Origin of the sequence: Microbacterium sp. MTN4-26 (assembly GCF_042846595.1) — a bacterium.
Lineage (GTDB): Bacteria > Actinomycetota > Actinomycetes > Actinomycetales > Microbacteriaceae > Microbacterium > Microbacterium luteum.
In genome coordinates, this window is sequence record NZ_BTGO01000005.1 from 132,890 (window position 1) to 146,479 (window position 13,590).

General features: G+C 68.3%; 9 protein-coding genes. 8 read left to right on the forward strand and 1 reads right to left on the reverse strand.

Annotation, left to right across the window (positions count from 1 at the left end; translation table 11 throughout):
* Window positions 1-34: 34 nt before the first annotated feature.
* Complete coding sequence (locus tag ACGG9C_RS05900; RefSeq protein WP_194384641.1) at window positions 35-772, reverse strand: winged helix-turn-helix domain-containing protein; 738 nt, start codon at window positions 770-772, stop codon at window positions 35-37.
* Between the two features lie 507 nt (window positions 773-1,279).
* Between ACGG9C_RS05900 and ACGG9C_RS05905 the strand changes: the two genes are divergently transcribed.
* Genes ACGG9C_RS05905 through ACGG9C_RS05940 form a run of 8 tightly spaced genes read left to right on the forward strand, consistent with a single transcriptional unit; the run spans window position 1,280 to window position 13,586 of the window.
* Window positions 1,280-2,320, forward strand: a complete 1,041-nt coding sequence (locus tag ACGG9C_RS05905; RefSeq protein WP_228480937.1) for a LacI family DNA-binding transcriptional regulator — start codon at window positions 1,280-1,282, stop codon at window positions 2,318-2,320.
* Window positions 2,321-2,322: 2 nt separating this feature from the next.
* Complete coding sequence (locus tag ACGG9C_RS05910) at window positions 2,323-4,386, forward strand: beta-galactosidase (protein WP_194384642.1); 2,064 nt, start codon at window positions 2,323-2,325, stop codon at window positions 4,384-4,386.
* Window positions 4,387-4,406: 20 nt separating this feature from the next.
* Window positions 4,407-5,717, forward strand: coding sequence for a sugar ABC transporter substrate-binding protein (locus tag ACGG9C_RS05915; protein WP_194384643.1), 1,311 nt, complete (start codon window positions 4,407-4,409; stop codon window positions 5,715-5,717).
* Window positions 5,714-6,655 (forward strand): carbohydrate ABC transporter permease, encoded by a 942-nt coding sequence (locus ACGG9C_RS05920; RefSeq protein WP_071043961.1) that lies wholly within the window; start codon window positions 5,714-5,716, stop codon window positions 6,653-6,655. The genes ACGG9C_RS05915 and ACGG9C_RS05920 overlap by 4 nt, the downstream gene beginning before the upstream one ends.
* The gene (locus ACGG9C_RS05925; RefSeq protein ID WP_390178402.1) at window positions 6,652-7,587 is read left to right on the forward strand and encodes a carbohydrate ABC transporter permease; all 936 of its coding nucleotides are present in this window, start codon (window positions 6,652-6,654) and stop codon (window positions 7,585-7,587) included. The genes ACGG9C_RS05920 and ACGG9C_RS05925 overlap by 4 nt, the downstream gene beginning before the upstream one ends.
* A 4-nt stretch (window positions 7,588-7,591) precedes the next feature.
* Window positions 7,592-9,931 carry a glycoside hydrolase N-terminal domain-containing protein gene (locus ACGG9C_RS05930; RefSeq protein ID WP_194384645.1) on the forward strand — a complete coding sequence of 780 codons (2,340 nt, stop codon included), beginning with the start codon at window positions 7,592-7,594 and terminating at the stop codon, window positions 9,929-9,931.
* Window positions 9,928-12,159, forward strand: a complete 2,232-nt coding sequence (gene yicI, locus ACGG9C_RS05935) for an alpha-xylosidase (protein ID WP_194384646.1) — start codon at window positions 9,928-9,930, stop codon at window positions 12,157-12,159. The genes ACGG9C_RS05930 and yicI overlap by 4 nt, the downstream gene beginning before the upstream one ends.
* A complete protein-coding gene (locus ACGG9C_RS05940; RefSeq protein ID WP_194384647.1) occupies window positions 12,156-13,586 on the forward strand; it encodes a GH1 family beta-glucosidase in 1,431 nt (476 codons plus the stop codon). The genes yicI and ACGG9C_RS05940 overlap by 4 nt, the downstream gene beginning before the upstream one ends.
* Window positions 13,587-13,590 lie beyond the last annotated feature (4 nt).

Sequence of the window (13,590 nt, forward strand, 5' to 3'; positions counted from 1 at the left end):
CGACACGCATCCGGGTGCGCGGGCGCGAAGTGTGTCAGAAGCGGTCGGGCGAGGGGGTGCCGTGTCCGTAGCGGATGACGACGTCGGCGTGTCGGTCGAAGCGATACCCAACCCCGCGCACGGTGCGCACGATGTCTTCGTAGCGACCGAGCTTGGCGCGAAGGCGACGCACGTGCACGTCGATGGTGCGCTCGCCGGGTGCTTCCTCGTCGGATGACGCGCGCCACAGCGACGCGACGAGCTCGGCACGCTCGATCGTCGACCCCTCGCGCAGCACGAGGTACTGGAGGAGCTCGAACTCCTTGAAGGTGAACGCGGCCGACTCGCCGTCGATGAGCACACGCTTGCGGGAGATGTCCACGACGACGCCGCGCACGGCATCCTTCTCGGCTTCTTCTTCGTCGCGCTTTGTGCGGGCGACGGCGGCCGGCTCGTGCAGGGCGAGGCGGACGACGTCGACGTCGCGTCCACCCGCGCCGGTGGGGGAGAGGGCGACGGTCGCGTAGGTCTCCGCGGACGGCGCGAGGTTGGCGACGGTGCGGCGGAGCGCATCCACGAGCACGCCGAGGTCGACCCCCGCGGCCGCGGCCTTCGCCTCGTCGAGCCCCACGTAGAGGGCGAATCCGCGCGGCTCGGTGCCCGGCGGGAGCGTGCGCGCGGCCGATGCGGCCGGCGCCGGTTCGGGGTCGGCGACGGTGGGGACGGGCCCGGTCACGGCGCGCAGATGGCGAGCGGGAGGGGTCGGGCGGTCGAGGAGAGCGGTGGTCGACATGATGGGTCCTCAGCGGTGGGAATCCGGCCGGGTGCGGCTCAGGGGATTCACGTGTGTGTTGCGATGCGGCCCGTCGAATGGGCCGGAAGCGACGCCTTCGAGTACCCGGGGTCGGGGTACGCAGTGGTGCGTCGGGAACTCGGGTCGGAGCGAGAGAAGACCGTCGAGTCCAGCGGGGGTCACCGAATCAGCGACACATTCGACAACACATGACAGCGCGACCGGCAACCATCATGCCGGCAGTCCCGTTCGCCTCCAGGGCGGACAGAGAGCGTGCGTCGTCAGTCATGCGCCCGATTATGACCGAACGTGTCGCTATGCGTCAAATCGCGAAGGACGATGACGCTCCGCACGGGCCGATGTGGCAGATCGCTCAGTCCCGCACCCATGGGGATGTCGTGCGAGGGTGCACGCGTTTGTTGTTTGTGGCGCGAAACTACTTGCAAGAAGCCGTCACATGTGTTTCGATGTCGTCGAAGCGTTTAGCGAAGCGCTTCGATAAGCATCGTGGACGACGGAGTCGGAATGGCGAACATCAACGAGGTGGCGAAGGCTGCCGGTGTGTCGATCAGCACCGTCTCGTATGCGCTGAGCGGAAAGAGGGCGGTCTCTCCCGACACGCGCCGTCGCATCGAGAAGGCCGTCCAGGATCTCAACTATCTTCCGAACGCCGGGGCCCGCATGCTCGCCGGGCGGCGCACGCAGATCTTCGCCCTCACCGAGCCTCTTCGCAAAGACACTCACGCACCGACGCACATGGCATTCGTGCTGGCGGCCAGCGTCGCCGCCCGCCGCCACGACTACGACGTGCTCCTCCTGACCGAGGAGGAGGCTCAGCAGGGGATGCGGCGCGTCGCCGCCAATCGACTGGTCGACGCCATCCTGGTGCTCGACGTCGCACCCGATGATCCGCGGGTGGGGCTCGCTCGGTCCATCGCGTCGCCGACGGTGTTCATCGGCGTTCCTCGCGACCATGCGGGTCTGATCTGCGTCGACCTCGACTTCGAGGCGGCAGCCGCTCGCGCGGTCGACCTTCTCGCCGACGCCGGCCACACGTCGATCGGCCTCGTCGGGCAAGCCGAAGCCGCCTACGAGAAGTCCAATTTCCCGCCGCGCGTGAGGGAGGCCTTCCTTCGCCGCGCCGAGGAGCGGGATGTCGAGGCGGTGCATGGCACGTCGGGCGGGGCGCGGGCGAGTCGCACGGCGGCCCGGCGGACCGTCGCCGACATGATCTCCCTCGGCGCGACGGCTCTCGTGCTCCATACGGCGGAGGAAGCGCACGGCTCCATCCTGGCGGAGCTGTCCGAGCGCGGCCTGCGGGTGCCGGAGGACATCTCGGTGGTGTCGGTGGGCGCTTCGTTCGACACCGCCACCCTCGAGACGCCGATCGACTCGTTCCCGCTCGATCCGCAGGCGTCCTGCGATGCGGCGGTCGATCTCGCACTCGCCGCTGTCGACGGTCACCCGGAGCCAGCAGTGCACCTGATAGCGCCGCGGTATCACGCGTACGGGTCCATCGGCCCGCGACACGAGAGGGCGGTGGCCTGATCATGGTGGAGCGCGAGACGCCCACGCCCGCAATCGAAGCGCTTCGACGACCGATCTCCCACGTGTGGTTCGGCGGTGATTACAACCCGGAGCAGTGGCCGGAGGCGGTGCTGCTGGAAGACATCGATCTCATGCAGCAGGCTGCGGTGAACACCGCGACGGTCGGCGTCTTCTCCTGGGCTGCCCTCGAGCCGCAGCCGGGGGAATACGACTTCGGCTGGCTCGATGCCGCGCTCGACCGCCTGCACTCCGCGGGCGTCAAGGTCATCCTCGCGACGCCGACCGCGTCTCCTCCGCCGTGGTTCTCCCGGCTGCACCCCGAGGCGCTGCCCGTAACGCCCGACGGCGTGCGGCTCATCCACGGCAGCCGCGACACCTACAATCCCGCCGCTCCGGCGTACCGAGACGCTGCCCGCCGCATCACCCGAGTGTTGGCCGAGCGCTACGGCGACCACCCGGCGCTGGCGATGTGGCACCTGCACAACGAGTACGGCACGGTCTCCTATGGTCCGGTCACCGACGTCGCCTTCCGTGAGTGGCTGCAGGATGCTTACGGAGACCTCGACCGTGTGAACGCGACCTGGAACACGGCCTTCTGGTCACAGGTGTACTCCTCCTGGGAGGACATCCACGCGCCGCAGAGGACGCAGTACATTCCGAACCCCGCGCACCTCCTCGATTTCAAGCGCTTCAGTTCGGACATGCTGCTGCGCTGCCTGCGCGACCAGCTCGAGATCGTGCGAGAGGTGACGCCCGGCGTACCGACGACCACGAACTTCATGCTTCCGACATGGCATCACTACGACGAATGGGACTTCGCGCGCGAGCTGGATGTCGTCACGATCGACCACTACCCGGAAGACGGCCCCTCTGGCGACGCGCAGGTGGCATTCGCGGCGGATCTGGCCCGGTCCTTCGCGGGCGGTCGGCCGTGGCTCCTGATGGAACAGGCGACGTCGTTGGTCTACGACTACGCCGGCGGTCGCATGCTCGCCAAGGCGCCCGGGCGCATGCGCCGCAACACCTATCAGTACCTGGCGCGCGGATCCTTCGGATCGCTATTCTTCCAATGGCGTGCGCCGCGCGTCGGGGCGGAGTTCTTCCACTCGGCGATGGTGCCCCACGTCGGTCCCGACTCCCGCATCTTCCGGGAGATCCGCGACCTGGGCGCCGAGCTCGCAGGCGTCCCCGAACTGTCGGCCGGTCCGATCGAGGGGCGCGTCGTCGAATCGCGCACGGCGATCGTGTGGGACTCGACGGCGTGGTGGGCCACCGAGACGCGGATGCTGCCCTCTGCCGACGTCGCTTATCTCCCGGCGCTTCGCCGCGTGCACGAGGCGCTGTGGCGGTCCGGCGTGACGGCCGACTTCGTCGACCCGAACGGCGACCCCTCGCAGTACGACCTCGTCCTGGTACCCAGCATGATCGCCGTGAGCGACTCCCAACGGGAGGCGTTCGACCGTTTCGTCGCGAACGGCGGACACCTGGCTGTCTGGTACCTCTCCGGATCGACCGACGAGCACCTGCGCGTGCGTGAGGGAAGCTATTCGGCGGCGTTCGCCGAACTCGCCGGCGTGCGGGTGGAAGAGCATGCGCCGCTCCGGGACGGCCAAAACCTCACTCTCAGCGAGGGAACATGCGCGTCGGCCTGGAGTGAGGTCCTCCACGTACGCGGGGCCGAGGTGGTCGCGTCCTATGGCGCCGACGCGCCGGCGGTCATCGCACCCGGCTCGGCAGCCATCACCCGCAACGTCCGCGGCTCCGGAGTCGTGCACTACATCTCCACGCGCGTGGAGGGCGACGATCTGCAACGCCATCTTGCACGCATCGTCGCCGACGCGGGCATCGAGGCCGCCGTGCTTCCCGACGGCGTCGAGCACGTCGTGCGACGCACGAAGACCGGCGCGCTGCGCATCTTCATCAATCACACCGAGCGGGCGCAGACCGTTCGGGCCACCGGCAGGAACGTCCTGTCGAACACGGATGTCGACGGCGACGTCGCCGTCGCAGCGGGCGATGTCCTCATCGTCCGGATCGAGACCTCACCCGAGGGTTCACGCAAGTGACCGAGAAAGGAGTGCCGACGATGGCACACAGCAGTACCTGGAGAAAGCGCGGCCTGGCCGCGACCGGACTGGCGGCGGCAGCCGCGCTCGCGCTCGCGGGATGTTCCGGAGGAAGCGATGGCGGTTCCGGCGACGACGGTGCCGCGGAAGACGTGACGATCGAGTTCTGGGGCTGGGTCCCGGGCCTCGAGGACGCGGTCGCCGAATGGAACGAGAACAACCCCGCCATCCAGGTGGAGTTCTTCCGGATGACCGGCGACGACGGCGACAAGATCCCCGCCGCGATCGACGCCGACACGGCCCCCGACGTCGTGCAGATGTCCGCGCACTCGCTGCCGGGTCACATCATCAACAATCGGCTCACCGACCTGACCCCGTACGTCGACGGCCTGGCTGAGGACTTCACCGCCAGCTCGTGGGGCACGGTCTCCTTCGGAGATGCGGTGTACGGCATCCCACAGGATTCCGGCCCCACCGGTCTGATGTACCGCACCGACATCTTCGAGGAGTACGGCATCGAGGTTCCCACCACGTGGGAGGGGTACGTGCAGGCAGGCCGCGATCTGAAGGCTGCCAACCCCGACATCTACATCGCTCAGTTCTCGCCCAATGAGGCGGGCCTGTGGATGGAGACCGTGTGGCAGAACGAAGGCAGCTTCTTCCAGATCGAAGACGACGCCTGGGACGTCACCGTCAACGGGCCGGAGAGCCTGGAGGTCGCCGAGCTCTGGCAGACGCTCCTCGACGAAGACCTCGTGAAGGTCGTCGAGATGTGGACGCCCGAGTACTGGGCCGAGGTGAACGCGGGCACGATCGCCACCATCAACTACGCGGCATGGTTCCCGGTGCTGCTCGAGGAGAGTGCGGAGTCGACCAGCGGGAACTGGGCGGTCGCGGACACCCCGCTGTTCTCCGGCAAGAACACCGCCGGTGAATCGGGCGGAAGCGTGAACGTGGTCACGGCGAACTCCGAACACCCGGAGCAGGCCGTCGAGTTCATCACCTGGCTGAACTCCAGTGATTCCGGAGTCGAGTACCTCATCGACGGCGGGGTCTTCCCGTCGGCGGTCACCGGCCTGTCGAGCGAGTCGCTCCTGCAGCCGTCGGAGTTCTACGGCGGTCAGGTCATCAACGAGGTCTTCGCGGATGCCGCGGAGCGCGTGCCCGGCACGTGGACGGCCGGCCCGACCCATGACCTCACGGTCAACGCCCTCAAGGACGAGTTCGGGCGCGTCGCCAACGGCGAGATCACCTTCGAAGAGGCTCTCGACAACGTTCAGGACATGACGGTCGAGGAGCTCGAGGCGATGGGCCTCAACGTCGCATCATGACCTCGACAGCCGTCCCGACGCGCACGTCCCCCCGCCGCATCCGCGGCGGGTGGGGCGTGCGCCTCGCCCCGTACCTCTTCCTCGCGCCGTTCATCATCCTGTTCGTCGTCTTCCTCATCCTGCCGATCCTGACGGCGCTGTGGATGAGCTTCTTCTCGGTGCAGCGCGGCGGACTCGGGTTCGACAACAGCAACGACCTGGCCTTCGTCGGCCTGGACAACTACATCCGCGCGTTCCAGGACCAGGGATTCCTCGAGAGCTTCGGGCGTGTGCTCCTGTTCGGCGTGGTGCAGGTTCCGGTCATGATGATCCTCGCGATCACGCTGGCGCTCCTGTTCGATTCCGCCGTCGTTCGCGCCAAGCGCTTCTTCCAGCTCAGCGTCTTCCTGCCCTATGCGGTCCCGTCCGTCGTCGCTGCGCTCGTGTGGGGCTTCCTCTATCAGCCGCGCGTGAGTCCGATCGTCGAGGGACTCGCCTCCATCGGCATCTCGGTCGACTTCCTGGCGCCGGGAACGGTGCTGTGGTCGATCGCGAACGTCACGATCTGGACCGTCACGGGCGTGAACGTCATCATCATCTTCGCCGCCCTGCAGACCGTTCCGCGCGAGATGTACGAAGCCGCACGCATGGACGGTGCGGGTGAATTCCGCACGGCTCTGCAGATCAAGCTCCCGATGGTGCTGCCGGCCGTCGTGCTGACCACCCTGTTCTCGATCATCGGCACGCTGCAGCTGTTCAACGAGCCGATGACCCTGCGCTCGATCACCTCGAACGTCACGGGCGACTACACGCCGAACATGGCGATCTTCCAGGCGACGACACTCGGCGGCAACATCAACCTCGGCTCGGCGATGGCCATCATCCTGGGCATCGCGACCTTCATCCTCTCGATCGTCCTGTCGGTGTTCCAGAACCGCAAGAAGGGAGCGTCGGCATGACCACGCAGATCGCACCTGCGCCCGAGACGGCCGCGCACCCCTCGGTCGCACCCTCGCCCCGCAGGCGTCAGCAGGTGTACGCCGAAGGCGAGCGACCGAGCCGCACGGCCCGCACCGTGGGCTGGATCTTCATGATCGCCGTGACGCTCTACTTCCTGGTGCCCGTCTACTGGCTCATCGTGGCGTCCACCAAGTCCACCGGAGACCTCTTCTCCACCCCGGGCTTCCTCTTCGCCGATTTCAATCTGTGGCAGAACCTGGTCGATCTCACCGAGCAGGCCGACGGCATCTACTGGCGGTGGATGTTCAACTCGCTCATCTACTCCGGCCTCGGCAGCGTGCTCATGACCTTCATCAGCGTCATCTCCGGATACGCGCTGGCGATGTACCGCTTCCGCGGTCGGACCGTGATCCTCGCGGCGGCACTGGGCAGCATGCTCGTGCCGCAGACCGTTCTCGCGCAGCCGACCTACGTGCTGCTGGTCGAGATGGGGCTCAACAACACCATGTGGGGCGTGCTGTTGCCGAGCCTCGTGTATCCGTTCGGGGTCATGCTCGGCTTCATCTACGCCCAGACGAGTGTGCCGATGGAGCTGCTCGAGGCGGCCCGTCTCGACGGGGCGAGCGAGTGGCGAGCGTTCTGGTCGATCGCGCTGAAGCTCCTGACACCCGGCGCGGTGACCATCCTGCTGTTCGCGTTCATCGGCAGCTGGAACAACTTCATGCTGCCGCTCCTGGTGCTCAGCGATGCGCGGCTGCAGCCTGTCACCGTGGGTCTCTCGGGATGGAGCCAGGCGGCGATCACGATCCCGGGACTGCAGACCCTGGTGATCGTCGGCTCGCTGCTGTCGATCATCCCGATCATTATCGTGTTCGTGTCGCTGCAGCGCTACTGGCGCTCGGGGCTCGCCGCGGGCGGGATGAAGTTCTGACCCGATGACGGTGCTGAGATACACCACGGCGAGCGATACCTGGCTCGACCGTCTCCCGCTGGGGGACGGTCGAGTCGGCCTGATGGTCGGTGCCGACGCGTCCGCGCGCCGCCTCGGGCTGAACGAGGCGACCGCGTGGTCCGGGGGCCTCGCCAGTGCAGACCGCGACCTCGTCGACCCGGCGTCGGCGGCTGAAGCGCTCGCCGCGGCGAGGGCTGCCGTCTCGGCGGGAGATCCACAGCGCGCGGAGACCGCGATGCGGACACTCCAGCACGGCTACGCTCAGGCGTTCCTGCCCGTCGGAGAGGTGACGATCACGACCGCCGGGCGTCCAGATCGGGCCAAGGAGATCGTCCGCGAGCTCGACCTCGAAACCGCCGTTCACGTGTGCCGCGCCGAGGGCGTCACCGCGACGTCCATCGTGTCGTGGCACAGCGGTCTCATCGTCCACCGGGAGTCGTACGCGCGGCCGACGGACGCCGTGGTCTCCTTCGACACGCCACTTCGCCGCGTCGACGAGGAACGCGCGGACGCCCGCGCCGTCGTCGTGCTGGACCTTCCCGCCGATGTCGCGCCCACGCACGAGCCCGACGCGCCGGCCGTCACCTGGGAGGCCGATGACGTGTCGACGGGCACCGTCGTGGTGATCGTCGACGTCGAACATGACGGGGCCGCCCGTTGGTCCGGCGGCGATCTCGTCGTGTCCGGTGCGAACCGTCTTGACATCCGCATCGCGTTGACCACGACGATCCGAGGCGTCGCGGCCCCTCCGGAACCTCGCGAGAAGGCCCGATCGCGCGCGGAGGGCCTCCTCGCCGCCGCAGACTCGCGTGAGGCGATCGACCGGCACGAACATGCGTTCCGCGCCTCCGCTCCGAACTTCGCCTTCGAGCTCGCCGGCGACCTCAAAGTCATCGGCGACCCGCACCGGGCCATCATCGAAGCCGAGCGACGCGACGTACTCCCCACGGGCGTCCTGTCGGCCCTCATCTCCTACGGTGTGTATCTGCTTCGATGCTCGAGCACCGAGACGGGGCCCCCGGCCAATCTGCAAGGCATCTGGAACGCCGAGATGCAGCCGCCGTGGTCCTCGGCATACACCCTCAACATCAATCTGCCGATGAACTACTGGGCGGCCGAGAGTGTGGGGCTCTCAGGTCCTCATACGGCGCTCCTCAACCTCCTCGAGGGCCTCGCGAACCGCGGACGTGACACCGCCCGGCGGCTCTACGGGATCGAGGGCTGGGTCTCCCACCACAACACGGATCTGTGGGCGTACACGCTGCCGACGGCGGGTGATGCGGCCTGGTCGCACTGGCCCCTCGGTGGCGCCTGGCTGGTGCGGCAGTTCGATGAACAGCGTCGCCACGGGGACATGACCCCCGAGGTTCGCGCCCGCTTCCGGCCGGTCGCGCGCGATTGCGCGAGATTCCTCCTCGGATGGCTCCGCACCGATGCGAACGGAGCGGCGACCACGTCGCCCTCGACGTCGCCCGAGAACCGCTACCTCGTAGGCGGCAGACCGGTTGCGCTGACCGAAGGCTCGGCCCTGGACCTCGCACTCATCCGAGAGGTGCTCCGCCTCGTGGTCGATCTCGCCGACGACGCCGGTGAACCGGACGATCCGGTGGTCGCCGCCGCCCGGGAGGCCCTCCCGCGGCTGGCTCCCGCGCGTGTGCAGGCCGACGGGCGCATCCTCGAATGGGGGTCGGAGGTGGACGACGAGGACCGCGCTCACCGCCATCTCTCTCACCTCTACGAGTGGTACCCCGGCGACGGGGGCAGGGACGACCTCCACGCCGCCGTGGCGCACACGCTGGACACGCGCGGCGACGATTCCACGGGGTGGTCCCTCGCATGGAAGATCGCGCTCCGCGCACGACTGGGTGACGCCGCGGCCGTCTCGTGTCTCCTGCGATTGGCCACGCGTGCCGCTTCCCCCGAGGGCGGGCACCGCGGCGGTCTCTATCCCAATCTCTTCGCCTCGCACCCGCCGTACCAGATCGACGGCAACTTCGGTCTCGTCAGCGGCGTCCTGGAGGCACTCGTGCAGAGTCACCGCCCCGGCCGGATCGACCTCCTGCCCGCCCTGCCGGCCGAGATGGGTACCGGCCGGGTGCGCGGCTTGATCGCCCGGCCGGGCATCCGTCTCGACCTCGACTGGTGCGATAGCGAGCCCGTCGCTCTGACCCTGGAGGCGGTTAAGCCGTCAACGGCCGGTCCGGTCACGGTCGCGCACGGCAGTCGTCGCGCGGTGATCGATGTGCCCGCCCGTGGGGTGATCGAGGTCCCGCTCCCACTTCCCCTTCCCTCAACGACACCCATCGACAGGAGTACCGCGTGAAGTTCACCGACGGGTTCTGGCAGCTGCGACCCGGCGTCACCGCCCTGTACGCCCAGGAGGCGTACGACATCTGGCACACGGCCGACACGGCCGACGGCGAGGGATTGGTGGTCACTGCGCCGACGGCGCGCATCGCCAAGCGCGGCGACACGCTCAACCGGGCGGTGCTCACGACAACCCTGTCCTCGCCGATGGAGGGTGTCGTGAGGGTACGCATCGCCCACCATGACGGCGGTGCCTGGCACGGCGGATTCGGGCTTCCCGGCGCGACCGGCGCCGGGAAGGCATCCCTCGACGAGTCGGGCGGCGTGCTGGAGACGGGCGCGCTGACGGCGCGTATCACCTCGGGTGCACCGTGGGACCTCTCCTTCGAGGTCGACGGACGCCGCGTGACCGGCAGCGGACACAAGGCACAGGGATACGTGCAGCTGAGTGAGGATGCGCAGGTGGATCCCGGGATCGTCGGCGACGCGCGCGCCGGCACGACCGTGTCCCGCGGCGGGACGTTCGTGCACGAGCAGCTCGACCTCGGTGTCGGTGAGCTCGTCTACGGGCTCGGAGAGCGGTTCGGTCCGCTCGTGAAGAACGGGCAGAGCGTCGAGGTGTGGAACGCCGACGGAGGAACGTCGAGCGAACAGGCATACAAGAACGTGCCGTTCCACCTCTCCAGCCGTGGCTACGGCGTTCTCGTGAACGACTCCGGACACGTCTCCTACGAGATCGGCTCGGAGGCGGTCGAGCGCGTGCAGTTCTCCGTCGCGGGCGAGGTGCTGGAGTACTTCGTCATCGCCGGCCCGACCCCGAAAGACGTGCTCTCGCGCTACACCGCGCTCACCGGGCGGCCCCCCGTGGTGCCCGCGTGGTCTTACGGGCTCTGGCTGTCGACGAGCTTCACCACCGATTACGACGAGGCGACAGTCACGTCGTTCATCGACGAGATGTCCCGGCGCGACCTGCCGGTGTCGGTGTTCCACTTCGACTGCTTCTGGATGCGCGAATTCAACTGGTGCGACTTCGAGTGGGACCCGCGCGTGTTCCCCGAGCCCGACGCCATGCTGCAGCGCCTCCACGAGAAGGACCTGCGCGTGAGCGTGTGGATCAACCCCTACATCGGCCAGCGCTCACCGCTGTTCCGCGAGGCCGCTGACCAGGGATTCCTGGTCACACGGCCGGATGGGTCGGTGTGGCAGTGGGACATGTGGCAGGCCGGGATGGCGCTGGTCGACTTCACCAATCCCGCGGCGACCGCGTGGTATCAGTCGCACCTGCGCCGGCTCGTCGAGCAGGGCGTCGACTGCTTCAAGACCGACTTCGGTGAGCGCATCCCGACCGACGTGGTGTACTTCGACGGCTCCGATCCGTCGCGCATGCACAACCTCTACACGCACCTGTTCAACGCTGCGGTCCACGAGGTGCTCGTCGAGGCCCGGGGAGAGGGCGACGCCGTGCTGTTCGCCCGTTCGGCCACGGCCGGCGGACAGACCATGCCGGTGCACTGGGGCGGCGACTCCACCTCGACGTACGCGTCGATGGCCGAGACCCTCCGCGGCGGCCTCTCGCTCGCGGCCAGCGGCTTCGCGTTCTGGAGCCACGACATCGGCGGATTCGAGGGCACCCCGGATGCAGGGGTCTTCAAGCGCTGGACCGCATTCGGGCTCCTGGGCAGCCACTCCCGCTTCCACGGGTCGCAGTCCTACCGGGTGCCGTGGCAGTTCGACGAAGAGGCGGTGGATGTCACGCGCATCTTCACCAAGCTCAAGATGCGTCTCATGCCGTACCTGTTCCAGCAGGGCGTCGACGCGGCGGCCACCGGCGTGCCCGTCATGCGCCCGATGATGATGGAGTTCCCCGACGATCCCGCCGTCGCCTACCTCGACCGGCAGTACATGCTCGGCTCCGAGCTGCTGGTCGCCCCGGTGTTCAGCGCCGAGGGTGAGGTGGAGTTCTACCTCCCCGCCGGCACGTGGACGAACCTGCTCACGGGCGAGGAGGTCGAGGGTGCGCGGTGGCGCCGCGAGACTCACGGCTTCGACTCGCTGCCGCTCTACGCCCGGCCGGGTGCGGTGATCCCGTGGGGCGCGCGCGACGACCGGCCGGACTACGACTACCGGGAAGGACTTCGTCTGCGCGTGTTCCCGGGCGGCGAGGGCACCCGCACAGTGGCCGTCACCACCCCGGACGGGCAGCGCGCATCTTTCGACATCGATCTCGACGAGGTGACCCGATGAGAATCGGCAACTCCGACTACCGCGACTCCGGACTGGTCTTCCCGGAAGGCTTCGTCTTCGGTTCTGCCACGGCGTCGTACCAGGTGGAGGGCGGCTTCGACGAGGGCGGTCGAGGGGCCTCGATCTGGGACACCTTCAGCAAGACGCCCGGAAACGTCTGGAACGGCGACACCGGCGACGTCGCGTGCGATCACTATCACCGCTGGGAGCGCGACCTCGATCTCATGAAGGATCTCGGGCTCGGTGCGTACCGCTTCTCGATCGCCTGGCCGCGCATCCAGCCGACCGGCACGGGTGCGCCGAATCAGGCGGGCATCGACTTCTACTCCCGGCTCGTCGACGGTCTGCTCGAGCGCGGAATCCGTCCCGTGGCGACGCTGTACCACTGGGACCTGCCGCAGGCTCTCGAAGACGCCGGAGGGTGGCCGGCCCGCGCGACCGCCGACGCGTTCGAGCAGTACGCGGCCGTCATGGGCGCCGCGCTCGGCGATCGCGTCCACACCTGGACCACCCTGAACGAGCCGTGGTGCTCTGCTTACCTCGGATACGGCCAGGGCGGGCACGCACCCGGACGCCGGGAGCCGGCATCCGCCCTCGCCGCCGTGCACCACCTGAATCTCGCCCACGGACGTGCCGTGTCGGCACTGCGTGAGACGTCGACCGGCGACCCGCAGTACTCCGTGACCCTGAACTTCCACGTGCCGCGCGGACGCGGCGATCGCGCCGAGGAGGCGATCCGACGGGTGGATGCGCTCGCCAACCGCGCCTTCACCGGTCCCATGCTGCGTGGGGAATATGCGCAGGATCTTGTCGAGGACACCGCGGCGGTCACCGACTGGTCGTTCGTGCACGACGGCGATCTCGCACAGATCAATCAGCCGATCGACGTGCTCGGCGTCAACTACTACTCCACGGTGACCGTGCAGATGTGGGACGGGGTCGCGGAGCGGCAGCAGAACGACGGCCACAAGGCCGCCGGCGGCGGCACGGCGTGGCCGGGCAGCGACACGTCGGTGGAGTTCCTCGAGCAGGCCGGGCCGTACACCGCGATGGGCTGGAACATCGCGCCCGACGGCCTGGAGGAGCTGCTCGTATCGCTGTCGCACCAGTTCCCGGACCAGCCCCTCATGGTCACCGAGAACGGCGCGGCGTTCGACGACGTGGTCGCCGCCGACGGATCGGTGCCCGATCCGGAGCGGCTGGACTACCTGCGCCGGCACTTCACGGCCGCACACCGCGCGCTGCAGCGGGGCGTCGACCTGCGCGGCTACTTCGTGTGGTCGCTGCTGGACAACTTCGAGTGGGGCTACGGATACGCCAAGCGCTTCGGCATCGTGCGGGTCGACTTCGACACCCTCGAACGCACGGTGAAGGATTCCGGCCACTGGTATCGCCGGCTTGCGAGCACCGGCGTGCTGCCCGAGTGACCAC